29 protein-coding genes are annotated in these 25,664 nt (G+C 68.3%); 22 read left to right on the top strand and 7 right to left on the bottom strand.

Annotated elements, in window-relative coordinates; translation table 11 throughout:
• Positions 1-24 precede the first annotated feature (24 nt).
• The 10 genes from OG205_RS28985 (at position 25) to OG205_RS28940 (ending at position 8,442) form a co-directional block, all read left to right on the top strand.
• A complete protein-coding gene (locus tag OG205_RS28985) occupies positions 25-345 on the top strand; it encodes an EthD family reductase (protein WP_330271173.1) in 321 nt (106 codons plus the stop codon).
• The gene (locus tag OG205_RS28980; RefSeq protein ID WP_330271172.1) at positions 342-1,157 is read left to right on the top strand and encodes a 3-hydroxyacyl-CoA dehydrogenase family protein; all 816 of its coding nucleotides are present in this window, start codon (positions 342-344) and stop codon (positions 1,155-1,157) included. The genes OG205_RS28985 and OG205_RS28980 overlap by 4 nt, the downstream gene beginning before the upstream one ends.
• Positions 1,158-1,167: 10 nt before the next feature.
• Positions 1,168-2,325: a GNAT family N-acetyltransferase gene (locus tag OG205_RS28975; protein WP_330271171.1), complete on the top strand. Its 1,158-nt coding sequence runs from the start codon at positions 1,168-1,170 to the stop codon at positions 2,323-2,325.
• Positions 2,325-3,110, top strand: coding sequence for an SAM-dependent methyltransferase (locus OG205_RS28970; RefSeq protein WP_330271170.1), 786 nt, complete (start codon positions 2,325-2,327; stop codon positions 3,108-3,110). Before OG205_RS28975 ends, OG205_RS28970 begins: the two co-directional genes overlap by 1 nt.
• 37 nt (positions 3,111-3,147) lie before the next feature.
• On the top strand, positions 3,148-4,131 hold the full coding sequence (locus OG205_RS28965) for a nucleotidyltransferase domain-containing protein (protein ID WP_330271169.1): 984 nt from the start codon (positions 3,148-3,150) through the stop codon (positions 4,129-4,131).
• A gap of 19 nt (positions 4,132-4,150) precedes the next feature.
• Positions 4,151-4,762 (top strand): trimeric intracellular cation channel family protein, encoded by a 612-nt coding sequence (locus OG205_RS28960; protein WP_330271168.1) that lies wholly within the window; start codon positions 4,151-4,153, stop codon positions 4,760-4,762.
• A 69-nt stretch (positions 4,763-4,831) separates the two neighbouring features.
• Positions 4,832-5,527: a response regulator transcription factor gene (locus OG205_RS28955; RefSeq protein ID WP_090007381.1), complete on the top strand. Its 696-nt coding sequence runs from the start codon at positions 4,832-4,834 to the stop codon at positions 5,525-5,527.
• Positions 5,524-6,909, top strand: a complete 1,386-nt coding sequence (locus OG205_RS28950; protein ID WP_442916596.1) for a sensor histidine kinase — start codon at positions 5,524-5,526, stop codon at positions 6,907-6,909. Before OG205_RS28955 ends, OG205_RS28950 begins: the two co-directional genes overlap by 4 nt.
• 9 nt (positions 6,910-6,918) lie before the next feature.
• Positions 6,919-7,782, top strand: coding sequence for a signal peptidase I (gene lepB / locus OG205_RS28945; protein WP_330271167.1), 864 nt, complete (start codon positions 6,919-6,921; stop codon positions 7,780-7,782).
• 240 nt (positions 7,783-8,022) lie between these two features.
• On the top strand, positions 8,023-8,442 hold the full coding sequence (locus tag OG205_RS28940) for a hypothetical protein (RefSeq protein WP_330271166.1): 420 nt from the start codon (positions 8,023-8,025) through the stop codon (positions 8,440-8,442).
• Between the two features lie 78 nt (positions 8,443-8,520).
• Here the strand turns inward: OG205_RS28940 and OG205_RS28935 are convergent, their stop codons facing one another.
• The 3 genes from OG205_RS28935 to OG205_RS28925 are packed head-to-tail and all read right to left on the bottom strand — an operon-like array spanning position 8,521 to position 11,626.
• Entirely contained in the window at positions 8,521-9,420 is a 900-nt protein-coding gene (locus tag OG205_RS28935) for a carbohydrate ABC transporter permease (protein WP_330271165.1), read from the bottom strand.
• On the bottom strand, positions 9,417-10,373 hold the full coding sequence (locus OG205_RS28930) for a carbohydrate ABC transporter permease (protein ID WP_330271164.1): 957 nt from the start codon (positions 10,371-10,373) through the stop codon (positions 9,417-9,419). The genes OG205_RS28935 and OG205_RS28930 overlap by 4 nt, the downstream gene beginning before the upstream one ends.
• Positions 10,370-11,626, bottom strand: a complete 1,257-nt coding sequence (locus OG205_RS28925; protein ID WP_330271163.1) for an ABC transporter substrate-binding protein — start codon at positions 11,624-11,626, stop codon at positions 10,370-10,372. Before OG205_RS28925 ends, OG205_RS28930 begins: the two co-directional genes overlap by 4 nt.
• A gap of 304 nt (positions 11,627-11,930) precedes the next feature.
• On the opposite strand from OG205_RS28925, the gene OG205_RS28920 reads away from it, so the two are divergent.
• The 8 genes from OG205_RS28920 (at position 11,931) to OG205_RS28885 (ending at position 19,778) form a co-directional block, all read left to right on the top strand.
• Complete coding sequence (locus tag OG205_RS28920; RefSeq protein WP_330271162.1) at positions 11,931-13,913, top strand: beta-galactosidase; 1,983 nt, start codon at positions 11,931-11,933, stop codon at positions 13,911-13,913.
• Between the two features lies 1 nt (position 13,914).
• Positions 13,915-14,712 (top strand): DeoR/GlpR family DNA-binding transcription regulator, encoded by a 798-nt coding sequence (locus tag OG205_RS28915; RefSeq protein WP_330271161.1) that lies wholly within the window; start codon positions 13,915-13,917, stop codon positions 14,710-14,712.
• Positions 14,709-15,797 (top strand): galactose-1-phosphate uridylyltransferase, encoded by a 1,089-nt coding sequence (gene galT / locus OG205_RS28910; RefSeq protein WP_330271160.1) that lies wholly within the window; start codon positions 14,709-14,711, stop codon positions 15,795-15,797. Before OG205_RS28915 ends, galT begins: the two co-directional genes overlap by 4 nt.
• 51 nt (positions 15,798-15,848) lie before the next feature.
• Entirely contained in the window at positions 15,849-17,354 is a 1,506-nt protein-coding gene (locus OG205_RS28905; RefSeq protein WP_330271159.1) for a trypsin-like peptidase domain-containing protein, read from the top strand.
• Between the two features lie 178 nt (positions 17,355-17,532).
• Positions 17,533-18,219, top strand: a complete 687-nt coding sequence (locus tag OG205_RS28900) for a response regulator transcription factor (RefSeq protein ID WP_330271158.1) — start codon at positions 17,533-17,535, stop codon at positions 18,217-18,219.
• A gap of 23 nt (positions 18,220-18,242) precedes the next feature.
• Positions 18,243-19,103, top strand: coding sequence for a sensor histidine kinase (locus OG205_RS28895; protein ID WP_330278250.1), 861 nt, complete (start codon positions 18,243-18,245; stop codon positions 19,101-19,103).
• Between the two features lie 5 nt (positions 19,104-19,108).
• Entirely contained in the window at positions 19,109-19,609 is a 501-nt protein-coding gene (locus tag OG205_RS28890; protein ID WP_045311897.1) for a MogA/MoaB family molybdenum cofactor biosynthesis protein, read from the top strand.
• Positions 19,596-19,778 carry a hypothetical protein gene (locus tag OG205_RS28885; RefSeq protein ID WP_330271157.1) on the top strand — a complete coding sequence of 61 codons (183 nt, stop codon included), beginning with the start codon at positions 19,596-19,598 and terminating at the stop codon, positions 19,776-19,778. The genes OG205_RS28890 and OG205_RS28885 overlap by 14 nt, the downstream gene beginning before the upstream one ends.
• Before the next feature lie 131 nt (positions 19,779-19,909).
• Here OG205_RS28885 and mscL read toward each other — a convergent pair whose 3' ends face one another.
• The 4 genes from mscL to OG205_RS28865 all read right to left on the bottom strand — a co-directional run bounded on the left by mscL (position 19,910) and on the right by OG205_RS28865 (position 21,948).
• Positions 19,910-20,353: a large-conductance mechanosensitive channel protein MscL gene (gene mscL, locus OG205_RS28880; protein WP_330271156.1), complete on the bottom strand. Its 444-nt coding sequence runs from the start codon at positions 20,351-20,353 to the stop codon at positions 19,910-19,912.
• Positions 20,353-20,907 (bottom strand): SAF domain-containing protein, encoded by a 555-nt coding sequence (locus OG205_RS28875; RefSeq protein ID WP_330271155.1) that lies wholly within the window; start codon positions 20,905-20,907, stop codon positions 20,353-20,355. The genes mscL and OG205_RS28875 overlap by 1 nt, the downstream gene beginning before the upstream one ends.
• 71 nt (positions 20,908-20,978) lie before the next feature.
• Complete coding sequence (locus tag OG205_RS28870) at positions 20,979-21,287, bottom strand: FmdB family zinc ribbon protein (protein ID WP_330271154.1); 309 nt, start codon at positions 21,285-21,287, stop codon at positions 20,979-20,981.
• Between the two features lie 94 nt (positions 21,288-21,381).
• Positions 21,382-21,948 carry a 5-formyltetrahydrofolate cyclo-ligase gene (locus tag OG205_RS28865; RefSeq protein ID WP_330271153.1) on the bottom strand — a complete coding sequence of 189 codons (567 nt, stop codon included), beginning with the start codon at positions 21,946-21,948 and terminating at the stop codon, positions 21,382-21,384.
• A gap of 38 nt (positions 21,949-21,986) precedes the next feature.
• Here OG205_RS28865 and OG205_RS28860 point away from each other — a divergent pair, with 38 nt between their 5' ends.
• The 4 genes from OG205_RS28860 (at position 21,987) to sepX (ending at position 25,629) form a co-directional block, all read left to right on the top strand.
• A complete protein-coding gene (locus tag OG205_RS28860) occupies positions 21,987-22,871 on the top strand; it encodes a UTP--glucose-1-phosphate uridylyltransferase (protein ID WP_330271152.1) in 885 nt (294 codons plus the stop codon).
• 17 nt (positions 22,872-22,888) lie between these two features.
• Positions 22,889-24,112, top strand: a complete 1,224-nt coding sequence (glp, locus tag OG205_RS28855) for a molybdotransferase-like divisome protein Glp (protein WP_330271151.1) — start codon at positions 22,889-22,891, stop codon at positions 24,110-24,112.
• Positions 24,109-24,762, top strand: a complete 654-nt coding sequence (locus OG205_RS28850; protein WP_330271150.1) for a GNAT family N-acetyltransferase — start codon at positions 24,109-24,111, stop codon at positions 24,760-24,762. The genes glp and OG205_RS28850 overlap by 4 nt, the downstream gene beginning before the upstream one ends.
• Positions 24,763-24,918: 156 nt before the next feature.
• Positions 24,919-25,629, top strand: a complete 711-nt coding sequence (gene sepX / locus OG205_RS28845) for a divisome protein SepX/GlpR (protein WP_330271149.1) — start codon at positions 24,919-24,921, stop codon at positions 25,627-25,629.
• Positions 25,630-25,664: the final 35 nt, after the last annotated feature.

Raw genomic sequence — 25,664 nt, 5'->3', positions numbered from 1 at the left:
GCGAGTCGAGGAGGATGGTGTCACATGATCAAGTACATCGCTCTGTACAAGAAGCCCGCCGACGTGGAGGGCTTCGACCAGAAGTACTTCGAGTCGCACCTGCCGATCGTGAACTCGGTTCCGGGCCTCGTGCGCGCGGAGGTCGCCAAGGTGCAGCAGGTGGTCTTCGCGGGCTTCCTCGGTGAGACCGATCTGCACCTGATCGCGGAGATGTACTTCGAGTCGGAGGAGTCGTTCAAGGCGGCTCTTCAGACGCCGGAGTGGGCCACGTCCGGTGCCAACCTCGCCGAGATCGGCGGGATGGAGCTCGTCGCGATGTTCAGCGCTGACGTGGTCGAGTCGTGAAGGCCGTCGTCATCGGCGGCGGCACGATGGGCGCCGGCATCGTGCATCTCCTGCTCGCGGGCGGGCACGAGGTCACGCTGTCGGAGGCCGACGCCGAACGCGCCGAGCAGGGCAGGCTCGCCGTCCGGCGCTCGCTGGACAAGGCGCAGGAGAAGGGCAAGCTCGCCGACGCGGAGGCGGTGTTCGCGAACCTGAGCACGGGTGAGCTGCCCGCGGACGCCGAGCTGGTCGTCGAGGCCGTGCCGGAGAACGTGCCGCTGAAGCAGAAGGTCCTCGGATTCGCGGCCGAGAAGTGCCCTCAGGCGATCCTGGCCTCCAACACGTCCTCGCTGTCGATCTCCGAGATCGCCGCCGGACTGCCCGGCGAACGCGTGCTGGGCATGCACTTCTTCAACCCCGTCCCGGTGCAGCAGCTCGTCGAACTCGTGCACCACGAGGGCGTCGACCCCGCGAACGTGGCCAAGGCGCGAACCTGGGCCGAACAAATGGGAAAAACCGTCATCGAAGTGCGTGATTCTCCCGGCTTCGCGACGTCTCGACTGGGTGTCGCCGTGGGCATGGAAGCGATTCGCATGCTGGAGGAAGGTGTCGCGAGCGCTGCGGACATCGACACCGGCATGAAGCTCGGTTACCGCTGGCCGATGGGGCCGCTGGAGCTCACCGACCTGGTCGGACTCGACGTGCGGCTGGCGATCGCCGAGCACCTCGCGGCCGAGCTGGGGCCGCGGTTCGAGCCGCCGCGGTTGTTACGAGACAAAGTCGCTCGGGGCGAGCTGGGAAAGAAGACGGGTGAGGGCTTCTTTTCCTGGTAGATAGTTGTCCGTGCACATCCGTGAGTACACCGAAGACGATCGCGACGCCGTGTTCCGGCTCCGCCGGATCGCGTTCAACGGGACCGAGCCGTCCGGACCGTTGCTGAAACCGGGTACGCACGGACTGGTCGCCGAGATCGACGGCCGGGTCGCGGGTGTGCTCGGCATCGGCTCCTACGCGCAGTTCTACGGCGGCGCCGCGGTTCCCATGGGCGGGATCGGCGGCGTCGCCGTCGACGGGGCGTATCGCGGCCGTGGCGTCGCGAACGCGTTGCTCGACGCCGCACTGGTCGCCATGCGCGAGCACGGCCAGCCGATCTCGGCGCTCTACCCGACCGTGCCGACCCTGTACCGGGGACGCGGCTGGGAACGCGCCGGCGTCTTCGAGTGGGTCGAGCTGCCGATGGACAGGTTGCTCTCGGTTCCCCGGCCAGCCGAGCGGATACCTGCGCGCCCGGCCGATGAGAGCGATCTCACGGCGCTGCACGAGTGCTACCTGGAGGTGGCGCGGACGATCGACGGCATGGCCGACCGCCGCCCGCCGAGGATCGACCTCGCCAAGGTGCTGGAGCTGGACCTGGTGAGCGTGCTGCCCGGCCCGAACGGCCTGCGGGGGTACCTGACCGCCGAGCGCAAGCCCGGTGGTGACATGGGCCGGCTCAAGGTCCTCGACCTCATCGGCGTCGACGTCGAGGCACAACTGAACCTCCTCGCCTCGCTGGCGTCCTGGGCGGGCACGCTCGAAGCGGTCGAACTGCGGATCACCGACCCGGCGACGGTCAACTTCCTGGGCGGCACCCCGTTGCGCCACCCGGTGCTGACCGCGACCTGGATGCAACGCGTCGTCGACCTGCCCGCCGCCGTGGCCGCCCGAGGCTGGCCGCGCCTCGCTGATACCGCGGTGGACGTGGAGATCATCGACGAGCACGCCCCGTGGCACGCCGGCTTGCACCGCATCGTCGTGGAGGACGGCGCGGTGCGCGTCGAACCCGGTGGCACCGGCGCGGTGCGGTTGCACGCTCGAGCGCTCGGTCCGTGGTTCTCCGGCGCGCAGAACACGCATGCGTTGCGGCGCGCGGGTTTGCTGGAGGGAGACCCGGCCGACGCGGTGGCGCTGGACCAGCTCACCGGTTCGTCCGGCACACCCCGGCTCGCGGACTTCTTCTGATGGCCGACGTCTACCACGAGGTCATGCGCGCGATCTGGGACCACAACCTGCACTTCGGTCTCTGGACGTCCGAAGAGGACGAGTCCTCCAACCGCATCGCCGCCGAGCGGATGACGGCGCTGCACATCGACCGGCTCGGCGCCCGGCACGGCTGGCGCGTGCTGGACCTGGGCCGCCGCGTCGGCACGTCCGCGTTCCGGCTGGCCGAGGCCTCGCACGCCGACATCGTCTCGGTCTCGCCGAGCGCCGACCACGTGGCGCGCGCCAACACGCGGGCCGAGGCGCTGTTCGTGGACGAGCAGGTCAGGTTCGTGCACGCGGACCCGCACGCGATGCCGTTCCCCGACGACACGTTCGACGCGGCGTGGGCCGTGGAGACGTTGCCGCACCTCGGGGACAGGGTCAGCGTGCTGCGGGAGTTCACGCGTGTGGTCAAGAGTTCGGGCGTCGTTGTGGTGTCCGACTTCGTGCAGCGCAGGCCGGTCGCACCGGGCGTGATGGACGATCTTCAGCCGATCCTGAGCACGTACGACATCGACGAGGTGCCGACGTTCGCCGGCTACCCGAAGTTGTTGGCGGCAGCCGGGTTGCAGGTCGTGGAGCTGCTGGACCTGAGCACCGAGACGCGCAAGACCGTGCCGCGGATGCAGATCGGTGCGCGCAGGCATTACGACGCCCTCGTCGCGGCGCACGGGGAAGAGGCTCGGCAGTACCTCGACCAGATCCTGTCGCCGCTGGCCGTCCAGCCGTCACTGGGCTATTTGCTGGCGGTCGCGCGCGTCTGACTTCGTCCACGCCGTCCCGTCGCGTAAGAATGAAGGCGTGGCGGGGGACCAGGACGAGGTCAGGCATGCCTACGGCGACAACATGGGTTGGCGCCTGAAGGGCTATGCGAAGCAGCGCAGCGGCTCACCGGTCAGCGTGCGCGAGCTCTCCCGCGCGCAGTTCCTGGCGATCAGACCGTTCTTCGACGCCGAGGACAACCCGTGGCTCGTGGACATGCACGAGGTGGTCCCGGAGATCCGGCCGCGCGTCGAGCAGGTGCTCGGCCCGCTGAGCCCCGACGAGGACTACTACGTCACCGGCCACCCGCTGGACTGGGACAAGGACCCGGTGCAGGTCGCGCGCGACCTGCTCGACGTCAAGTACCCGCTGGCCACGGCGGCGTTCCTCGGCGGCAGCGTGGCGGCCGGGAACTACACCGCCAACTCCGACCTGGACATGGTCGTGATCGTCGAGGACCTGCCCTGCGCGTTCCGGGAGACGCTGCGGCACCGCGGCTGGCCGGTCGAACTGTTCTGTCACACGATCGAGTCGTTCCAGGACTTCGTGGCCCGTGACACCGAGGGCAGGCGGCCTCCGTTGCTGCACATGTGCGCCGAGGGTTTCCTGATGATCGACGCCGACGGCACCGGTCAGCGCATGCGGGCCGAGGCGCGCGTGCTGCTGGACGCGGGCCCTCCACTCGCGACCGTCACGGAGCTGGAAGATCGCCGCTACGGCACCACTGACCTGCTCGAAGACCTCATCGGCGCACGGGACGAGGACGAACGGCTGTTCGTCGCGGCCCGGTTGCTGACCTGCGCGGGCGAGCTGGCGCTGGTCGTGCAGAACCGGTGGCTCGGGCACGGGAAGTGGCTGATGCGGCGACTGCGCGACGCCAAGGAGGACGAGCTCGTGGACTCCTATCGGGCGTTGGTGCGGGGCCAGGGCGCCGAGCGGTTCATCGCCGTCGTGGAGGCAGTGCTGGTGTCCGCGGGAGGCCGGCTGGACGCCGGTTACCGCCGGGCAGCGCCACCTCGATAACCCACTATTCTCTCCGTTCGTGCTGATCATCGTCCTGGAGCTGATCGGTATCGCGGTCTTCGCCGCCTCCGGAGCGGTGGCCGCGGTCCGTGCGCGCCTCGACGTCTTCGGCGTGACCATCCTGGCGCTCACCACGGCGCTGGGCGGCGGCATCATCCGTGACGTGCTGCTCGGCGTGCACCCGCCGACGAGCCTGCGGAACTGGCCGTACCTGCTGGTCGCCGGTGGCACGGGCCTGATCGTCTTCTGGTTCCACCCGCAGGTCGCGAAGCTCCGCCGCAGCGTGTTGCTACTGGACGCTGTGGGTCTCGGCCTGTTCGTCACGTCCGGCACGTCGACCGCGTTGTCACTCGGTGCGACTCCGTACGCGGCGTGCCTCATCGGCATGACGACGGGCATCGGCGGTGGAGCGCTCCGTGACCTTCTCCTCCGTGAGATTCCTTTGGTCCTGAGGAGAGAGATCTACGCCGTGGCGGCGCTCTGCGGTGCGGTCGTCGTGGCGGTGGGTGAATGGGCCGGTTTGCCGAAAGGCCTGGTCTCGCTGACCGGTGCGTCAATAATCATCACCATCAGGCTGATTGCGCTCTGGCGGAAGTGGAACGCACCTGTCGCCAGGGGCCTTGAGGGCTAACGCCGAACTCACACCTGCAGTTAGGGCCCTTCTCAGGCGGCTCTCAGATCCCTCGGCAAGACTGCTCCCATGCGCATCCTCGTTGTCGATGACGACCGGGCGGTCAGGGAGTCACTCCGCCGCTCGCTCCAGTTCAACGGCTACCAGGTCGAGACTGCCGGAGACGGCATGCAGGCCCTGGAGTCGGTGACCGCCGCCAGGCCGGACGCGATGGTGCTCGACGTGATGATGCCGCGCCTCGACGGCCTCGAGGTGTGCCGCAGGCTGCGCAGCACCGGCGACGACCTGCCGATCCTCGTGCTGACCGCGCGTGACGCCGTGAGCGACCGGGTGTCCGGGCTGGACGCCGGGGCCGACGACTACCTGCCCAAGCCGTTCGCGCTGGAGGAGTTGCTGGCCCGGTTGCGCGCGCTGCTGCGCCGCGCCGCCCACGACGACGACGCGGCCCAGAAGTCCGCCGCCGCCCTGAAGTTCTCCGACCTGGAACTGGACCCGTCGACCCGCGACGTCCGCCGCGGCGAGCGTCCGATCAGCCTCACCCGCACCGAGTTCGCGCTGCTCGAGCTCCTGCTGGCGCACCCGCGCCAGGTGCTCACCCGCAGCCGCATCCTGGAGGACGTGTGGGGATACGACTTCCCGACCTCGGGCAACGCTCTCGAGGTCTACGTGGGGTATCTGCGCCGCAAGACGGAGCTGGAGGGCGAGCCGCGGCTGATCCACACGGTGCGTGGGGTGGGCTACGTCCTGCGGGAGACCCCTCCGTGATCCTGGAACCACAGGGACGGCTCCAGAAGGCGTCGCTGCGGGCCCGGGTCACCTGGCTCGCGGCGTTCTGCGTCGCCGGGGCCGTCGCGCTGGTGTCGTTCGGCGCGTACATGATCGTTCGCAAGAGCACCTACGACGCTCTGGACGAGAGTCTTCGCACGCGAGCGGTGGCCGTGGCGGCCGGCGAGAAGATCAACGGCTCGGACTTCGTCGGCAAGTACCCCGCGGCGTTCCTCGCGGCCGGCGACGTGAAGATGGCCGTGCTGCTGGCCGACAGCGGACAGCTGCTCTTCCCGCAGGACTCCGACCGGCCGCCGACGGTCGCGGAGGCCTGGGACGTGGCGCAGGGTGAGCGGAACGAGTTCATCTGGACCGACCACAAGACCGAGTCGCGGGTCATCGCCGTCAAGTACCAGCCCGGCCAGGCGATCATCATCGCCCAGTCGATGTCGCCCCAGCGCACCACGCTGGCCAAGCTCAGCGTCGTTCTGCTGCTGATCGGCGGTGCCGGTGTGCTGCTCGCGGCCATCGCGGGCACGGCCGTCGCACGAACGGGTCTGCGGCCGGTGCAACGGCTGACGGAGGCCACCGAACGCGTCGCGAACACGGGTGACCTGACGCCGATCCCGGTGGCGGGCGACGACGAGCTGGCGCGGTTGACGCACAGCTTCAACGCGATGCTCGGCGCCGTCGCCGAGTCGCAGGAACGACAACGCCGCCTGGTCGCCGACGCGGGCCACGAACTGCGCACGCCGCTGACGTCCATGCGCACCAACCTGGAGCTGTTGCTCGCATCGGAACGCCCGAATTCACCCGACTTGTCTGAAGTGGACAAGCAGGAGATCCACTCGGACGTGCGCGCTCAGCTCGACGAGCTGACCACGTTGATCGGTGACCTGGTCGAACTGGCCCGCGAGGACGCCCCGCAGGTCATCCACGAGCCAGTCGACCTGGTCGAGGTGGTGGAACGGTCGATGGACCGCGCCCGCCGCCGCGCCTCGAACGTCACGTTCGACGTGCAGCTGCAGCCGTGGACACTTCTGGGTGATTCCAGTGCCATCGAGCGCGCGGTGCTGAACCTCCTCGACAACGCGGTGAAGTTCAGTCCCTCGGGTTCGGCGGTGCGGCTGAACCTCCGCCAGGTGGGTGACGGCAGCGCCGTGGTGGAGGTGGCGGACGCGGGCCCCGGTATCGCGGACGCCGATCTACCTCACGTTTTCGAGCGGTTCTACCGCTCGTCCGAGGCGCGGACCCTGCCGGGTTCCGGCCTGGGACTCGCCATCGTCAAACAGGTGGCACAACGGCACGGCGGCACGGCCACGGCGGGCAGAGCCCCCGAGGGTGGAGCCCTGTTCACGTTGCGCCTACCCGGACGTCCGTAAGGTGGGCCTGTGAGTCATCGCGTGAACGACGATTCTTCGTCGACCTGGGAGACGACCCCTCCCACCGGAGACGGCCCCGCTGAACCCACGTCGCGCTTCTCGACGTCCGGTTCGACCGCTTCGTCGTACGAGGATCGTTCGTCGCGTTCCTCCGCGTACGAGGACGACCCGGCGCCCAGGTTCCACAAGAAGAAGGCGAAGAAGAAGCAGCCGTTCTGGAAAGAGCTGCTGGTCATCTTCAGCGTGGCGTTGCTGCTGACCGTCGTCATCCAGACGTTCGTCGCGCGCGTGTTCGTCATCCCGTCGGCCTCGATGGAGACGACGCTGCACGGCTGCACGGGCTGCGTGAACGACAAGGTGCTGGTCGAGAAGATCACGTACCTGTTCGGCGACCCCCGGCCGGGCGACGTCATCGTCTTCCGCGGCCCGCCGAACTGGACCGGCGGCAAGGAGCCCCCGAACTTCGTGGTCGGCACCCTGCAGGACCTCGGCTCGATGGTGAACCTGTCCGAGCCCAGCGGCACGGACTTCATCAAGCGCGTCATCGCCGTCGGCGGCCAGACCGTCGAGTGCTGCGACGACCAGGGCCGCGTGATGGTCGACGGCAAGCCGCTGGACGAGCCGTACCTGAACTTCGGCGGCGGCCCGCGCCAGCAGGACTCGTTCGAGAAGGTCACCGTCCCCGCGGGCAAGCTGTGGGTGATGGGCGACAACCGCAACAACTCGTCGGACTCGCGCAAGCACGGCGACCCGACGCCGGCCGACGGCGCGATCCCGATCGACAACGTGGTGGGCAAGGCCCGCGTGATCGTGATTCCCGTTGGGCGGTGGGGTTCGATCTCGGACTTCAACCCGCAGACCGGCGGCAAGTAGTTCTTCAGGTTTTGGAAGCGCGCCCGAGCCACCGGCTCGGGCGCGTTTTTCGTAACGGCGGCGGCTTCTGCGGCTATGTCGAGGCATGAGCTTCCTGCCGACGACGCTGGCCGGGTGGACGCAGGTGATCGGTCCGCTGGCGACAACAGGTGGTCTTGCCCTGGCCTGGTTCGCGAACTGGAGGCAGGGTCGCCACCGGCTGGAGGACATCGAACGGGGACAGCTGGAAGCTGCCCGTCTGTGGCCACCGTTGCGGGGGAAGACGAGCGGATGGTCCAGGAAGCCGTCATTCGAAACAACGGCGCGCTTCCGATTCTTGATGTCCGAGTGTGGTTCGAGCTGCACGAAAGTCGCGAACCGATCATGATTACCGACGATCCGAACGACGGTGATCAGGTCTGGTATGTGCACCGGAGATTCGTTGCCGCACATGAGGAGTACATCTGGCGCAACTTCCGCGGCGGGCTGCCTGGGCCCGGCGGGCTCCTCGCGCAAGCTGACTTCATGGTCGCCTGGACGAGCGGCGATGGCGTTCATTGGATGCTTCGGAACTCGACCGATCTCGAACGACGGCCGCGAGCGCGGCATGTCGGTCCTGACTCCGTTGAGTTGGAACGGTTCGGACCGAAGGTCGACAGCCAGCAGGTGCTACCGCCGTGATCGTGGCGGCGGTGCAAGTGTGTGAACAACGCGAAAGGGGCGGGGACCACGTGGTCCCCGCCCCTTTCGCGGTGGTCCTCAGCCCTTCGTCGACCCCAGCGTCAGTCCGCCCACGAACTGCCGCTGCAAGACGAAGAACACGACCAGGGTGGGCAGCGCGACCAGGAGAGAGCCCGCTGCGATGAGGTTGTTGTCGGTGAAGAACGTGCCCTTGAGGTTCTGCAACGCCGACGTGACCGGCATCTTGTCGCCGTCCTGGATCAGCACCAACGCCCACAGGAAGTCGTTGTAGATCCAGGTGAACTCCAGCGTCGCCAGCGCGGCGAGCACCGGGCGGCACAGCGGCAGGGTGAGCTGCCAGTACTGCCGGAACACCGACGCGCCGTCTACGCGGGATGCTTCGGTCAGCTCGTACGGGATGGTCTTCATGTAGTTCGACAGAACGAACGTGCAGAAGCCCATCTGGAACGCGATGTGGATCAGGATGACGCCGAGCGGTGAGTCGATCAGCGACTCGCTCTCCGACATCCACGCCGGCAGTTCGATCAGCCGGTACAGCCGCCACAGCGGCGTCACGATCACCTGCTGCGGCAACAGGTTGCCCGCGGTGAACAGCATCAGCAACGCGATGTTGAACTTGAAGCTGAACCGCGACACGCCGAACGCCACCATCGAGCTCAGCACCAGCGTGATGATCAGGGCCGGCACGGTGATGAGGAACGTGTTCCAGTAGAAGTGCGGCAGGTCGCCGATCTCCCACGCCTTCGCGAAGTTCTCGAACGTCAGTGACTTCGCGATGGAGAAGTAGCCGTTGACCGACGTGTCGTCGTACGTCCGCAGCGACGCGTAGACCGCCCACAGCAGAGGTGCCAGCGTCATCAGGCACGTCAGGATCAGGAACACGTGCAACGCGATGCGTGCCGGCGTGACCGGACGCTTCGGCTTCACGACCGGGGCGCGTTCCAAGGTGGCCGTCACGTCCGGTTCTCCTTGCTGAACACCTGGTACAGGTACGTGATGATGAAGCCGAGCGAGATCGTCAGCAGGACCACGGCGACCGCGGAGCCGCGGCCGATGCGCGAGGCCTCGCCGATGATGTTGTCGGTCACCAGCACTGACAGCAGCTCCAGACCGTTGCGCCCCTTGTTGATGACGTACACGATGTCGAACGCGCGGAGCGCCTCGATCACCGTCACGACGAGCACGACGATGTTGACCGGCTTCATCACCGGGAACGTGACCCGGAAGAACGTCTGGGAGGCCGAGGCGCCGTCGAGCGACGCCGCTTCCTTCAGCGCCGGGTCGACGGACTTCAGGCCCGCCAAGTACAGCAGCATGATGTAGCCGGTGTGCCGCCACGCCGCGGCCACCAGCACCGCGTAGAGGTTGATGTCCGAGTCGCCGATCCAGTCGACCGGGTTGTCGCTCAACCCCAGCAACGAGTTCAGCAGACCGCCGTCCGGCGTGTAGATCAGCTGCCAGATGAAGCCCACCAGGGCCAGCGACAGCACCATCGGCATGTACAGCGCGGACTGGTAGACCCGGCTGAACTTCAGCTCGCGGTCGAGCAGCACGGCGAGCAGCAGACCCGCTGACGTCGGCACGATCAGCAGGAACAGCAACCAGATCAGGTTGTGCTGCACCGCCGGCCAGAACCGCGGGTACTCCGTGAAGATCTCGACGTAGTTCCCGACACCGATCCACTCGATGTCCTCGAAGCCGCCGATGCCGTTCCACCTGCTGAACGACAACGCGACCGAGCCCAGCGTCGGGATCCACACGAACAGCAGGTGCACGAACGTGGGGATGCCGAGCATGAGCGCCAGCACGAGTTTGTCCGTGCCGGCGAGGGCCGTGGCACGCTTTCGACGCCGACGAGGCGGCGGCCCGGAGGGGGCCACCGCCTTCGGCTTCTCCTGCAACGCGGTCACTTGAAGATGTTCTTCGCCTGATCAGCCATGCCCTTGAGCACGGAGTCGATGTTGTTCGGGTCCTTGATGAACTCGATGAGGCCGTTGGTGGCCGCCTCGCTCGCGAAGCCGGGATCGGTGTCGCGGTCGAGGAACTGCGTGATGTGCTTGGCGTTCTTGATGGTGTCCGCGACCTTCTTCTGCAGCGGGCTGTACCCGGCCTGGTCCGCCTTCTGGTTGGTCGCGACCGCGGTCGGGTCGGCCTTCAGGTAGGCGAGCTGCGGCTCGGCGGAGGACAGGTACTCCATCAGCTTCAGGGCACCGTCCGAATTGGACGGCTTCTTCGCCAGCATGTAGCCGTCGATCGGCGCCTCGACCGTGTCGATGCCGTGCGTCGGGTTGATCTCCGGGAACGGGAAGAAGTCGAGGTCTTCCTTGTCCGCGTCCGGGAACTGCTGGCCCACGAACGCGCCGAGCAGGTACATGCCGGACTTCTTCTGCTGCAACGTCTGCGCGGCTTCCTGCCACTCGCGGCCGAGCGCGTTCTCCTGGTGGAACGGCAGCAGCCGCTTCCAGGTGTCGAACACGTCCTTGACGCGCTTGTCCTGCCAGTCTTCCTTGCCCGCCAGCAGGTCCACGTGGAACTGGTAGCCGTTGGTGCGGAAGTTGAGCTGGTCGAACGTGCCCATGCCCGGCCAGCCCTGCTTCTGGGCGAAGGCGATCGGGATCAGGCCGTCGGCCTTCATCTTCGTGGCGAGCGCGACCAGTTCGTCGAGCGTCTTCGGGACGGCGTAGCCCTTCTCCTGCCAGACGCTCTTGCGGTAGAACATGCCCCACGCGTACTGCGTGAACGGCACGAAGTACTGCTTGCCGTCCGTGCCCGTCGACGCCTGCTTGAGCGCGTCGGAGTAGTTGCCGCCGATCTTGCCCCACAGGTCGCTGAGGTCGCCGGTGAGGCCCTGGTCGGCGAAGAACCGCATGCGGTAGCCGGCGAACCACGCGAGCACGTCGTCCGGCTTGCCCTGCAGGTAGTTGTTGATCTGTTCCTGGTACTGCTCGTGCTGCTTGGTGTTGATCGTGACGGACAGGCCGCCCGACTGGGCCTCGAACGCCTTCACCGCGGCGGTGATCGCGTCCTTCGGCACCTGGTCGGACAGGTTGTTGCCGAAGGTGACGACCTTCGAGTCACCACCCGTGCCCGAACCACCGCCGCACGCCGAAAGAAGACCACCGGTCGCGGCAACGCCCGCACCGGCCAGCATGACTCGCAGCATCGTTCGCCGACCGAAGTGCGGTAACGGAGTGGAACCAGGCGTGTGCAGAACCATCATCGCTCCTACAGGTGACACTCGCACGTGCGAACCGAACAGGACTCCAACAAAGTTGCGCATAATGTGGTCCCAGTCATACAGCATGTCAAGTCCCGTTACGGAGCTGTTAAACCCCAGGACAGCCGGGTTCCGGGCGGTCGCTCGGCGTTTCCCGGTACTTGTCCCGGTCAACCGCCGAACAGACCCCAACGGGCAGTTGTGTTTGCTTGTGTTGACGTTGGGGGTCGTTGTCGGCCACGCTTGCGCCGTGACGACGTGGCCAACTGACCTGCAAGGCCTCGGCTGGGGTGCTGACTACAACCCCGAGCAGTGGCCGGAACACGTCTGGACCGAGGATGTCGAGCTCATGCGGCGCGCCGGCGTCACCATGGTCAGCCTGGGCATCTTCAGCTGGGCGAAGATCGAGGTCAGCAAGGGCGAGTACCGGTTCGACTGGCTCGACCGCGTGATGGACCTGCTGCACGCCGGCGGCATCCGCGTCGACCTCGCGACCGCGACCGCCGCGCCGCCGCCGTGGCTCACCACCGAGTACCCCGAGATGCTGCCCGTCCGCGCGGACGGAGTGCGGCTCTCGCACGGCTCACGGCAGGCCTACTGCCCGTCGTCGCCGATCTACCGCGACCGGGCGACCGCGCTGGCCGCCGAGATGGCCTCGCACTACCGCGACCACCCCGCCCTCGCCGCGTGGCACGTCGGCAACGAGTACGCGTGCCACGTGAAGCGCTGCTACTGCGACACGTGCGCCGCGTCGTTCCGTGAGTGGCTGTCGAGCCGCTACACGCTCGATCAGCTCAACGACGCGTGGTCCACGGCGTTCTGGAGCCAGGGCTACACCGACTTCGCGCAGGTCCTGCCGCCGCGCGTCACGCCGACGTTCGCGAACCCGGCGCACGTGCTGGACTTCGACAGGTTCTCCGACGACGCGATCCTGGAGCTGTACAAGTCCGAGCGGGACGTGCTGCGCATGATCACGCCGGACGTGCCGATCACCACGAACTTCATGGCCAACTGGACGTTCGGCGACCTCGACTACTGGAAGTGGGCCCGCGAGGTCGACTTCGTCTCGAACGACCACTACACCGAGGCCCAGTCGCCCGATCGGCACATCGAGCTCGCGATGTCCGCGGACCTCGTGCGCGGTCTGGCGGGCGGCAAGCCGTGGCTGCTGATGGAGGCCTCGACCTCCGCGGTGAACTGGCAGCGGCGCAACATCGCCAAGCTGCCGGGGGAGATGCGGCGGCACTCGTTCCAGAACATCGCCCGCGGCGCCGACGGCACGTTGTTCTTCCAGTGGCGGCAGTCGCGCGGTGGCAGCGAGCGCTACCACTCGGCGATGGTCCCGCACGCCGGCACGGACACGAAGGTGTACCGGGAGGTCTGCGAGGTCGGCGCCGAGTACGGCAGGTTGACCGAGGTCATCGGTTCCACTGTGGACGCTTCGGTCGCGATCCTGTACGACTTCCAGTCCGGCTGGGCGTTGCGGCAGGACGCGCACCCGACCAACGACTTCGACTACTACAGGCACGTTCTCGGGTACTACAAGGCGCTCTGGCAGGCCGGTGTCACGGTCGACTTCGTGGCGCCGGGTACGAACCTCTCCGCGTACTCGCTGGTGGTCGTGCCTGCCTTCTACGCGGTGTCCGACGCGCACGCCGCCGTCATCGCGGACTACGTGGCGGGCGGCGGTCATGTCGTGGTCACGTACCTGTCCGGTGTCGCCGACCAGCACACGCGCGTGCGGCTCGGCGGATACCCCGGAGCGTTCCGGGACGTGCTCGGCGTGTGGTCCGAGGAGTTCTACCCGCTGCGGGAGAACGAAACAGTCTCGTTGACCGACGGGTCGACCGCCTCGTTGTGGACGGAGCACCTGCACACGCGCACGGCTGACACCGTTGTCTCCTATGCCGACGGCCCGTTGCCCGGCGTGGCGGCGGTGACGCGCAACGCGTTCGGCAACGGTGTCGCCTGGTACGTGGCCTGCGATCTCGACGAAGACGGTCTCGGCCGAACGGTGGAAAACGCGCTTTCCGCTGCGGGCGTTGCGGTGTCACCTGCCGGGATCGAGCTTGTGCGGCGCAGGGGCGACGTATCGTTCCTCTTCGCCGTCAACCACACAGACACCGACGCGCAGATCGAGGCGTCCGGTGTCGACGTGTTGTCCGGCGAGCAGGTCTCCGGGCACCTCACCGTGCGAGCCGGGGACGTAGTCGTCCTCAGGGAAGAGGTGTGAGGTGCTGGCACGTCAGCGGCAAGCGGTAATCATCGAAGAGGTCCGTCGAACGGGTGCGGTGCGCGTCAGCGACCTCGTCGTCCGGCTCGGCGTCTCGGACATGACCGTGCGCCGCGATCTCGACGTGCTCGCCGCACGCGGACTGGTGGAGAAGGTCTACGGCGGCGCCACCTCCGTCGTCGGGCGCTCGACCGACGAGCCCGGTTTCGAGGCCAAGTCGGTGCGGCAGCTGCCCGAGAAGGAGGCGATCGCGGCGCTGGCCGCGGGCCTCGTGCGTCCCGGCACGGCCATCGGCCTGTCCGCAGGAACGACGACGTGGACGTTAGCCCGTTTCCTCGACGACATCCCCGACCTCACCGTCGTCACGAACTCCATCCGCGTCGGGGACGTGCTGCAGCAGAGCGGGCGCACGGACCGCACGGTCGTGCTGACCGGTGGCGTGCGCACGCCGTCCGACGCGCTCGTGGGCCCGGTGGCCGTGCAGGCGTTGCGATCGCTGCATCTCGACGTGGTCTTCCTGGGCGTGCACGGCATGGCCGAGCGCTCCGGATTCACGACCCCGAACCTCAACGAGAGTGAAACGGACCGCGCGCTCGTCGACGCGGCCGGCCGCGTGGTCGTGGTCGCGGACCACACGAAGTGGGGCACCGTCGGCATTTCCACGATCGCCGATCTCGACGAAGCGCACGTCCTGGTGACGGACGAGGGTTTGCCGGACGACGCGCGGGCGATCCTCTCCGAGCAGGTCGGCGAGTTGGTCTTGGCTCATGTACCGGGAAGTGGCGAGGAGTTGGCGTGAGGCGTACCGCGGGCAAACTGGCGGACGGCCGGGAGATCATCTACTTCGACGACAGCGCTGAGGCGCCACCGCGAGTCGCGGTGGACACCCGGGACCTCCCGGAGACCCAGCCGATGTCCGAAGTCCGGCTGGACCCGTTGACCCGCGAGTGGGTCGCGATGGCGGCTCACCGCCAGACACGCACGTACAAACCGCCGGCGGACCTCTGTCCGTTGTGCCCGTCGACGCCGGGCAGGCCCACGGAGATCCCCGAGGCCGACTACGACGTCGTCGTGTTCGAGAACAGGTTCCCCTCGCTGGCGCAGAACGTGCCGGACGTGCCGTCCACTGTGGATGGTGAACCGCTGTTCGCGCGCGCGCCGGGTCGTGGGCGGTGCGAGGTCGTGTGCTTCACCTCGGACCACAACAAGTCGTTCGGCGAGCTCTCCGAGTCCCGCGTGCGCACCGTCGTGGACGCCTGGGCGGACCGTGTCGCCTTCTTGTCAACGTTGCCAGGGGTCGAACAGGTCTTCCCGTTCGAGAACCGCGGCGAAGAGATCGGTGTGACGCTCTCCCACCCGCACGGCCAGATCTACGCGTACCCGTTCATCACGCCTCGCACCGAACGGATGGTCGAGGCGGCGCTGGAGTACTACGCGGCCAATGGACGCCCGTTGTTCGGCGACGTGCTGGAAGCCGAGCTTCGCGCGGGCGCGCGTGTGGTGGAAGAGTCCGCCCACTGGGCAGCCTTCGTGCCCGCCGCCGCCCGCTGGCCCGTCGAGGTCGTGCTGGCGCCACGCCGCCAGGTGCCCGACATCGCCGCACTGTCCTCTGTGGAGCGTGACGACTTCGCGTCGCTCTACCTGAAGGTGCTGCACCGCCTGGACGCGCTGTACGACCGCCCGCTGCCCTACATCGCCGCCTGGCACCAGGCACCGGTCAACGTCGGCCGCGACGAGATGTGGCTGCACCTGCAGGTCTTCTCGGTGCTCAGGACGAAGGACAAGCTCAAGTACCTCGCGGGCTCCGAGTCGGGAGAAGCCGTGTGGATCAACGACGTGACGCCGGAGCAGATCGCGGAACGGCTCCGGGGAACACACAACTAGCTCCCAGGCTGGTCTAAGGGTTCTCTCAGGACGGCCCGAGAGACTATGCCCATGACCGAGAGCAACCAGACAGCGCCGCAGCCGGAAGAGCCCACCTCCGTGCCGACGAGCGCCGGTCAGACAGACTCCGGCGCGCGGGAGCAGGGCCCGTCGCTGCCGGAACCCGGCCAGCCGGATCCTTTGCAGGGGGGATCCGGCCAGGCTGGGGCTACTCACGCTCCTGCCGGTCTGGGCGATGTGCCCGCCTCTTTCACTTCGGCCCAGCCGCAGGTGCACTCACCTGACGCGGGCCAGACGCAGCTCGGCGGGCCCGGACCCGGCCAGCAGCTTCCTCCAGCAGGGTCCGGCCAACCTCACCCGCTCGGCCTCGGCGCCACGACCGCGCAGTTCGGCGCGGAGCCCGGCCCCTTCGCAGGGCCCCAGCAAGGGCCACCGACGGGTCAGTACTACCTCCCACCCGGCTACCAGCCCCCGCACATCCCCCAGCGCCCCAAGGGCCGTGGAAAGGTCGTGGCGGGCGTCGCCGCCCTCGTGCTGATCGTCGGAGGCCTCTCCGGCGGCCTCGGGGGCTACCTGGGCTACACCTTCGCGAACGACTCGTCGTCCGTGAGCTCCCTCGACTCACCCCGCCCGGCCTCGCAGACCTCGAACGCGCCCGCCGGCTCGGTCGAGGACGTGGCGAACAAGCTGCTGCCGTCCGTCGTGCAGATCCAGGTCACGACACGCTCCGGCGCCGGCGAGGGCTCGGGCTTCATCATCTCCGGCAACGGCCAGATCGTGACGAACAACCACGTCATCGAGGGCGCTGCCTCCGGCGGTGACATCAAGGTCGTCTTCCACGACGGCAAGACCGCCACCGCCAAGATCCTCGGCCGCGACCCGAGCTCCGACATCGCCGTCATCCAGGCCGACGGCGTCTCGAACCTCCCGGTCGTGCAACTCGGCAACTCCGGCGACATGAAGACCGGCCAGGCCGTCGTCGCGATCGGCTCGCCGTTCGAACTGTCCGGCACCGTCACCTCCGGCATCGTCAGCTCGGTGAACCGCCCGGTCTCGGCCGGCGGCGACCGCAACTCGCAGGCGACCGTCCTCAACGCCATCCAGACCGACGCCGCGATCAACCCGGGCAACTCCGGCGGCCCGCTGGTGAACATGCAGGGCCAGGTCGTCGGCATCAACTCGGCGATCTACAGCCCCAGCCAGGGCCAGGGCCAGGCAGGTTCCGTGGGCATCGGCTTCGCGATCCCGATGGACCAGGCGCGCCGCACGATCGACGAGATCGTGAAGAGCGGCAAGCCCAAGCAGACCGTGCTCGGCGTGAAGGTCGAGTCCACCGATCAGGGCGCCAAGATCTCCGAGATCACCGGTGGAGGCGCGGCCGAGAAGGCCGGGCTCAAGGCCGGTGACGTGATCACCAAGTTCGGTGACCGCCGCATCGACGAGTCGGACACGCTGGTCGCCGCGGTCCGGTCGAAGGCTCCCGGTGACAAGGTCACGATCACGCTGTCCGACAACAGGACGGTGGAAGCCACCCTCGACGGTGTCGAGGTGGGATAGGTCGGGGGACGGCAGGTTTCTGGCATCCGCCGCCCGCCAGAAACCTGCCGTGACGACCCCGGAGAGGCCGTAGCCGTGCGCACCTGCCCCGTGCGCGGCTGCGGCCTCTTTGTTTCGTCCTCTTACGGCGTTGTGACGCTTGCGGGCCTGGCAGGCGTTCGTGGCTTAGCGTGGTGACGTGGTGGAACGGGTGCTGGTCGTCGACGACGACACGACGGTGCGCGATGTGGTGCGCCGCTACCTCGAACACGCCGGGTACGAGGTCGAGCTCGCCGGTGACGGGGAACAGGCGCTGCGGCTGATGGCCACGCACGAGCCGGACATCGTGGTCCTGGACCTGATGTTGCCCGGCATCGACGGGCTTGAGGTGTGCCGGCGGATTCGGGATCGCGGCAGCACGCCGGTGGTCATGCTGACGGCGCTGGGTGAGGAAGAAGATCGCATCGCCGGGTTGCAGATCGGCGCGGACGACTACGTCACGAAGCCCTTCAGCCCGCGTGAGTTGGCGTTGCGGGTCTCGTCGGTGTTGCGGCGGGCCGGCAAGGCCTACGAGCCGCGGGTGGTGCGGGACGGGAACCTCGTGCTGGACGTGGCCGCGCACACCGCGACGCTGGACGGGCGGCCGTTGCAGCTGACCACGCGCGAGTTCGACCTGCTGGCGTTCTTCATCGGCAACGCCGGCAAGGCGTTCGGGCGGGCCGAGCTGCTGGAGCGGGTGTGGGGCTGGCAGTTCGGCGACCAGTCGACCGTGACCGTCCACGTGCGACGGTTGCGGGAGAAGATCGAGGAGGATCCGGCGAAACCGAAGCGGCTGAGCACCGTGTGGGGCGTCGGCTACAGGTATGACCCGTGTTCGACAGGCTGAGCCGCGTGTCGCTGACCACCGCGATGACCGTCATGGTCATCGTGCCGGTGGTGGCGACCATCGCCGGGGTGCTCGTGGTCAGCGGGTTCATGTTCACGCCGATGCTCAGCGCCGCGCTCATGGCGTGTGCGGTGGTCGCCGTGGTCACCGTGCCGTTCTCGATCATGCTGGGCCGGGCGATCGCGCGGCGGACCATGTGGGAGCGCGAGGCCGAGGCGGCGCGGCGGCAGCTGGTGGCGTGGATCAGTCACGACCTGCGGACGCCGTTGGCAGGCATCCGGGCGATGACGGAGGCGCTGGAGGACGGCGTCGTCTCCGAGCCCGGTGAGGTCGCGGTCTACGCCAAGCAGATCGCGTTGGAGGCCGATCATCTGACGAAGCTGGTGGACGACCTGTTCCAGCTCTCGCGGATCACGGCCGGCGCGTTGAACCTGACGATGCACGACGTCCGGCTGGCCGATGTGGTCAGCGACGTGGTGGCCGCGTCCCGGCCCGTGGCGGCGCGGAAGGGCGTGGAGTTGCGCGCGGACGCTCGCGAGTGGCCGGTCGTGCGGGGCTCAGATCCGGAACTGATGCGTGTCGTGCGCAACCTTGTGTCCAACGCCATTCGGCACACGCCGGAGGGTGGCGCGGTGTCCGTTCAGGTCGATGTGGACGGACCCGACGCGGTGGTGCGGGTGGACGACGCGTGCGGCGGCATACCCGATGACGTGCTGCCACTGGTGTTCGACGTGGGATTCCGGGGAAGCACCGCGCGCAACCCGACCGGCGCCGGACTGGGGCTTTCCATCGCGCGTGGCCTCGTCGACGCGCACCACGGGAGAATTGGCGCTCAGAACCACGGTCCTGGCTGCCGCTTCGAAGTCAGACTCCCGCTACGGTGATCGGTATGGAACGCAGCGCGCAGCGCCTTGGCCGCGCTTTGGTCGTGATCGTGGACGACCGGGTGGCGCACGGTGAGCAGGACGACAACTCCGGACCTCTTGTCACCGAACTGCTCGAAGAAGCGGGCTTCATCGTCGACGGCACCGTCGCGGTCGAGGGTGAGGTGGTCGACATCCGGGCCGCTCTCAACACGGCCGTCATCGGTGGCGTCGACCTCGTGGTCACCGTGGGCGGCACAGGCGTGTCCCCGCGCGACGTCACCCCCGACGCCACGCAGGGCGTGCTCGACCGCCCGATCCACGGCATCGCCGAGGCACTCCGCGCCTCCGGCCTCGCCGCGGGCGCGGTCGACGCGGGTATCTCGCGCGGCCTCGTCGGCGTCTCCGGCAGCACGCTCGTCGTGAACCTCGCGGGCTCGCGCTCCGCGGTCCGCGACGGCATGGCGACGCTGTCGGCCCTGGTGCCCTACGTGATCGAGCAGCTGAGCGGTCTTGACGAAGAGTGAGAAGCCGACGCCGGCCGACGACGACGCCGTAGCGCGCCGTCGTCGGTTGGCAGAGGTGTTCGGCGACGTGCTTCCGGAGACGACGTCGGACGAGCGCGGTGGCGGGGCCTCCGGGGACGACCGCGAGACCTGGTACCGCGAGAACAGGCCGCCGCACCACGGCGGCTGACGCCCACTTCGCGCTGAAGGCCGCCGGTAGCTCGGCGGACGTGCCGGCGAGTTCTGAGTCGAACGGCCAGACAAAGCGCGGGCCGCGGGGTAGCGGTGCGCGCTTCGTCTCGGCGGGGGACGGGTGGAGGATCAGATAGCGGGACCGCGGCGGTCCGGTGCCTGTGCCGGGGTCTGGGGCTGAGTGTTCTGCTGGGCCGCGAGCAGGTCGCGGATCTCGATGAGCAGCTCGACGTTCGTCGGCTCGGACGGGCCTGCCTCCTCGCCCCTCTTGCGGCGCTCCTGGATCTTCTGGATCGGGAGCACCAGGACGAAGTAGACGACAGCGGCCACGATCACGAAGTTGATCGCGGCGTTGATGATGTTGCTGAAGTCCAGGTAGGTGTCTGCCTTGCCTTCTCGCAGCTGGATGCCGAGACCGGCGGTCTCGGTGCTGCCCAGCGAGGAGATGAGCGGCTTGATGAGGCTCGTGGTGAACGCGGTGACGATCGCGGTGAAGGCCGTGCCGATGACCACGGCCACGGCCAGGTCGACGACGTTTCCGCGCATCAAAAAGTCTTTGAAACCCTTCAGCATCAGCGGAGAGTAACGGCTAATGCATGATCCAGTGACATCGCGGCCACACGAGTTGCATTAAGTCTCGGCAACGTCAGGACGACGACTTCTCCGCGCGTCTCCCGCACCGCCGCGTTCTCCGCGAGCACCTCGCCCGACGCCGACACCACGTCGACCCGGCCGCCCGGCCGCACCACGGCGGCGAGGCCCTGGTCAGCCACCCTGACGGCCACCGAGGCCTGATCGGCGGCGGCGTCGGCGAGATCGAAGTCGGTCAGCGGGACGCCTGCCCGCGCCGGTGACGACAACGCGCGGCCCACCACGGCGTCGGAGGCCGGGAACGAGCCCGGCAGCGGCGTGGCGAGCGACATGACTCGGACGTCGGCGGCGGTGAGGGGCTCTCCGGCAGGTAGATCGCGTGAGGCGACCACGGCGGGATGGCCCACGTCCGGCCAGAAGAACGTCGACAGGGCTATCAGCGTCAACCCGAGGGCCAGGAAGCGGCGCCACGCGGCGGGAGGGCGGCGGCGTGCCAGCGAGCGGACCCGGTCCGAAACGGTCGTGGAAAGGTTCATGCCTCCGACCGTAGGACGGTCGGAGGCAGTCGAATGGGGCTCAGCCGCAAGTTGTGGACAACTCGCGATCTTCAGGACGCTGCGGCCGCCGGAGCGCTCGTCGAGGCCTTCGAGTCCGAAGAGGACTTCTTCTCCGCGGACTTCTTCTCCGTGGACTTCGTCTCCGTCGAGGGCGAGGACGCCGCCGTGCTCTTCGACGAGCCCGAACGGCTGTCCGTGCGGTAGAAGCCGCTGCCCTTGAAGACGACGCCGACGGCGCCGAAGAGCTTGCGCAGCTTGCCCGAGCACTCGGGGCACTCGGTGAGGGAGGAGTCGCTGAACGACTGCACAGCCTCGAACCGGTGCTCACACGCGGTGCAGGCGTACTGGTACGTAGGCACTGGGTCTGCTCCTAGCTCTGGCACTCGACCTTTGTGAGTGCCAACACGATTTTCGCTCAGGACCTTCCCGGAGCGCAAACACCCCCGGTCAAAGTCACAGCCATCGCAGACCCACCGAGGGGGTCAGCACGCCGTTCATCCGCACGTCGTGAGGCTCGCCAGGCACGAAGGAAAGCACCTCGCAATCACGCACGACACCGATCAGCGGGGCCTTGACCAGCGGCAACGAGCGATCGTAGTGCCCCTGCCCCTTTCCGATCCGCACCCCGTCCACCGACACGGCCAGCGCGGGCACGAGCACCAGCGAGGCTCCAGCGATCGCCGAGGCGCCGAGCCGGGGACCGGTGGGCTCCAGCAGCCTGAACCCGGCGGGGGCGAGCCCGGACGGCCCGGTGTGCTCGGCCCAGTCGAGCGGCGAGTCGCCCGTCACGATCGGTAGCAGCACCCGGCAGCGCAGTCCGTCGAGCCACGAGGCGTCACCGGGCTCCGATCCGACCGGCAGGAAAGCGCATACCGTCTGATCAGCGGCAACGTCCAACGCGGCGACGTGCGCGGCCAACGCGGCGGCTTCAAGAGTGCGAACTTCAGCGGACAGCGAACGCCGTGCAGCCAGCAACCGTGAACGCAGCGTGGCCTTCCGGTCACGAAGATCGGACGTCATGGTGGGTATCCCCCGGTATGTCGTTAGCATCGCTGCCCATGAGCAGCGCCTTCCACACCGCTATCGTGCCCGCGGCCGGTCTGGGCACCCGTTTCCTCCCCACGACCAAAGCCGTGCCGAAGGAACTGCTGCCCCTGGTCGACACCCCCGCCATCGAGTACGTGGCGCGGGAGGCGGCCGAGGCAGGCGCGACGAAGCTGATCATCGTGACGTCGCCGGACAAGGCTTCGGTCGCGAACTACTTCGACGAGAACCCCGAGCTCGAGCAGACGCTGGCCGCCCGCGGCAAGGCCGACCTCGTCGAGAAGATCCAGCGCGCCCCCAAGCTGATCAAGGCCGAGACGGCGATCCAGGAGCAGGCGCTCGGCCTGGGCCACGCCGTCGGCTGTGCCGAGGGCAACCTGACCGGCGAGGACGAGGCCGTCGCGGTGCTGCTGCCCGACGACATCATCCTGCCCACGGACGCCCTCAAGAAGATGGCGAAGGTCCGCGAGGAGAAGGGCGGCAGCGTCCTGCTGGCGTTCGACATCCCGCGCGAGCAGATCTCCGCGTACGGCGTGTTCGACGTCCGCGACACCGACAACGACGACGTCAAGCAGGTCGTCGGCATGGTCGAGAAGCCGAAGCCGGAGGACGCGCCGTCGACGTTCGCCGCGGCCGGCCGGTACCTCCTCGACCGGGCGATCTTCGACGCGCTCAAGCGCATCACGCCGGGTGCGGGCGGCGAGCTGCAGCTCACCGATGCCATCGCGTTGCTGATCAACGAGGGTCACCCCGTGCACGTCGTGGTCCACCGGGGCGGGCGACACGATCTCGGCAATCCCGCCGGATTCCTGCGGGCTGCGGTTGACTTCGCACTCAAGACCCCTGAGTACGGACCCGATCTGCGTGAGTGGTTGCGGGAACGCCTCGACAACTCCTGAGCGCGAGGACCAATCACATGAGGTCAGTTGACGAGCAGCTCGCTCGGGTGATCGCGGCCGCGGTGCGGCCCGCACCCGTGCGCGTGGCGATCTCGGAGTCGCAGGGCCTGCTCTGCGCGGAAGAGGTCATCGCGGAACGCGCGTTGCCCGGCTTCGACCAGGCCGCCGTCGACGGCTACGCGGTGCGCAGCGTCGACGTGTCCGGCGCCAACGCGAGCCCGGTGCAGCTGCCGGTCGTGGGCGAGATCCCGGCCGGCTCCCGACAGCCGCGGCGGCTGCAGCCAGGCCAGGCGGTGCGGATCGCCACGGGCGCGCCGCTGCCGACGCTGGCCGACGCGGTCGTGCCGCTCGGCTACACCGACGGCCACCAGGCCAAGGTGACGGTCAACCGCAGCGTGCCGTCCGCCGGGTTCGTCCGCCGCACCGGCGAGGACGTGCAGACCGGTGACGTCGCCGTGCGCCGCGGCGCGTCCATCGGTGCTGCTCAGGTGGGTCTGCTGGCCGCTGTCGGACGCAACAAGGTGCTCGTGCACCCACGTCCGCGCGTGTCCGTCATCTCGCTCGGCGAGGAGCTCGTCGACGTCGACCGCACGCCCGGTCAGGGCCAGGTCTACGACGTGAACTCGTACGCGCTGGCCGCCGCCGCACGCGACGCGGGTGCCGAGGTCAGCCGGGTCGGCATCATGTCCGCCGACCCGCGCAGGCTGCGCGAGGTGATCGAGGGCCGGCTGCTGCTCTCCGAGATCGTCGTCATCGCCGGCGGCGTGGGCGGCACGATCGGCGACGAGGTCAGGGCGGCCATCACCGACCTCGGCGACATGGACGTCACCCGCGTCGGCATGCACCCCGGCTCCGCGCAGGGCTTCGGCCGGCTCGGGCCGGACGCCGTGCCGACGTTCCTGCTGCCCGCGAACCCGATGAGCGCGCTCGTGGTGTTCGAGGTGCTGGTCAGGCCTCTGATCAGGGCCGCGCTGGGCAAGAAGAACCCGTACCGCCGCGCCGTCAGCGCACGCCTGCTGTCGCCGCTGCAGTCGACGAAGGGCCGCCGGGGCTTCCTGCGCGGCCAGCTGCTGCGCGACGCGGACAACGGCGAGTACCTGGTGCAGCCGCTCGGCACGTCCGGGTCGCACCTGCTCGCGTCACTGGCGGAGGCCAACTGCCTGATCATGGTCGACGAGGACGTCACCGAGATCTCCGTCGGTGAAGAGGTGCTGGTCAGCTTCCTTGCGCAGCGTGGATGAGCGTTTTCGCCGATCTGGGCAGACACCCCGGCTGGCCGGCCCGGCTGGGGTCTCTTCAGGTGCGCGCCGGAACCGTTGAGCTGCGCGGGCCCCGGCTCTTCGACGGCAGCAGCTGGTCGAGGCTGCGCATCCGTGACCGCGCCTACCTCGAACAGTGGGAGCCCACCGCGCAGGAGGGCTGGGACGAGCGCAACGCGACGCTGTCCTGGCCCGCGCAGTGGTCGTCGTTGCGCGGCATGGCCCGGCGCGGCTCCACGCTGCCGTTCATGATCCTCGTGAACGGCGAGGTCGCCGGTCAGATCACCATCGGAAACATCGTGCGCGGCTCGCTGCAGTCGGCGTGGATCGGCTACTGGGTGGCCGCTGATCGGGCGGGCGGCGGCGTCGCAACGGCGGCGGTGGCGTTGCTCACGGACCACGCTTTCCGCGACGCTGGTCTGCACCGGCTCGAAGCCACCGTCCGTCCCGAGAACGGCGCCTCGATCCGCGTGCTCACGAAGTCCGGATATCGCGAAGAAGGCCTCTTCAAGCGTTATCTGGATGTTGCCGGACAGTGGCGCGACCACCTCTGCTTCGCCCTCACGTCCGAAGAGGTCCCTGATGGCCTAGTGCGCCGTTTGGTCGCACGCGGAGAGGCCCGTCTTCCCTGACGTTTGCTTCCGTTTGTCGTAATCACTTCACCCAAAAGTGGGTGATACACCACACTTTGGTACGCACCGAGTTCGGCGTGCCTCCGAGACAGGTGTGACTGTTGTGACTAGCGTGGTTGACAGCACCACGCGTGGGCCGGGGGAGGTGAACGGGGAATGCCGAGTTCGCTGATCATCATTGCGCTGGTCGTCGCCTGGCTCGTGGTCCTCGTCCCCATGATGGCCCGCAAGCGCCAGGAGAGTGCGCGCAGCGTGGGGGAGGAGTACGACGCCATGCCAGACGCCGAGTACGACGACATCCACGACATCGACGACGACTACTTCGACGAGGAGGAGTACGTCGAACGCCCCTTCCGGCGCGGCCGTGGTGGCTACGACCCGGAAGCCGCCGTCCTGGTGGCGCAGGCCAAGTACGCGTTCCGCCGCAGAGTGGTGGCGTTCCTACTGGTCGCCGCAGTGGCGACGGGCATCGTCGCCGGCGTGTTCTACGCGAAGCTCTGGTACGGCCACGCCGCGCTCGACCTGGTGATCGTGGGCTACCTGACCTACCTGCGCCGGCAGGTGCGGATCGAAGAGGAGATCCGCGCGCGCCGGCTCGCCCGGCTGCAGCAGGTGCGTCGCCGCCGTGCGACGGGTCCGCAGCAGCAGGAGACCCCTGCCGCCGAAATCCCGCAGCAGGCCACCGGGGAGCCCGAGACCGCCAAGGTCGAGGTCGTCGAGGACAGGCCGGCGCTGCCGCCGTTGCCGCGCTTCGAACACCACGTGCGTCCGGGCACCATCCCGGTCGACTCCGACGACGAGGATCCGGTCTTCGTCGAGTTAGACGGACTGGAGTCGCTGCGGTACCGAGGTGCTGTCGGGGCATAGGAGGGGGTGGTGAAACACCCCTTCCCGGACTGCTA

The organism is Lentzea sp. NBC_00516 (genome assembly GCF_036346835.1).
Classification (GTDB): domain Bacteria; phylum Actinomycetota; class Actinomycetes; order Mycobacteriales; family Pseudonocardiaceae; genus Lentzea; species Lentzea sokolovensis.
The sequence above is the reverse complement of the archived record's forward strand: the minus strand, read 5'-3'. Positions and strand labels throughout refer to the sequence as shown.

Coding starts and splice junctions, on each gene's coding strand:
- OG205_RS28905 (WP_330271159.1), top strand. CDS start 15,849: ATGACCGAGAGCAACCAGACAGCGCCGCAGCCGGAAGAGCCCACCTCC.
- sepX (WP_330271149.1), top strand. CDS start 24,919: ATGCCGAGTTCGCTGATCATCATTGCGCTGGTCGTCGCCTGGCTCGTG.
- OG205_RS28850 (WP_330271150.1), top strand. CDS start 24,109: ATGAGCGTTTTCGCCGATCTGGGCAGACACCCCGGCTGGCCGGCCCGG.
- OG205_RS28955 (WP_090007381.1), top strand. CDS start 4,832: ATGCGCATCCTCGTTGTCGATGACGACCGGGCGGTCAGGGAGTCACTC.
- OG205_RS28895 (WP_330278250.1), top strand. CDS start 18,243: ATGACCGTCATGGTCATCGTGCCGGTGGTGGCGACCATCGCCGGGGTG.
- OG205_RS28970 (WP_330271170.1), top strand. CDS start 2,325: ATGGCCGACGTCTACCACGAGGTCATGCGCGCGATCTGGGACCACAAC.
- OG205_RS28865 (WP_330271153.1), bottom strand. CDS start 21,948: ATGACGTCCGATCTTCGTGACCGGAAGGCCACGCTGCGTTCACGGTTG.
- OG205_RS28860 (WP_330271152.1), top strand. CDS start 21,987: ATGAGCAGCGCCTTCCACACCGCTATCGTGCCCGCGGCCGGTCTGGGC.
- glp (WP_330271151.1), top strand. CDS start 22,889: ATGAGGTCAGTTGACGAGCAGCTCGCTCGGGTGATCGCGGCCGCGGTG.
- OG205_RS28890 (WP_045311897.1), top strand. CDS start 19,109: ATGGAACGCAGCGCGCAGCGCCTTGGCCGCGCTTTGGTCGTGATCGTG.
- OG205_RS28925 (WP_330271163.1), bottom strand. CDS start 11,626: ATGCTGCGAGTCATGCTGGCCGGTGCGGGCGTTGCCGCGACCGGTGGT.
- OG205_RS28985 (WP_330271173.1), top strand. CDS start 25: ATGATCAAGTACATCGCTCTGTACAAGAAGCCCGCCGACGTGGAGGGC.
- mscL (WP_330271156.1), bottom strand. CDS start 20,353: ATGCTGAAGGGTTTCAAAGACTTTTTGATGCGCGGAAACGTCGTCGAC.
- OG205_RS28875 (WP_330271155.1), bottom strand. CDS start 20,907: ATGAACCTTTCCACGACCGTTTCGGACCGGGTCCGCTCGCTGGCACGC.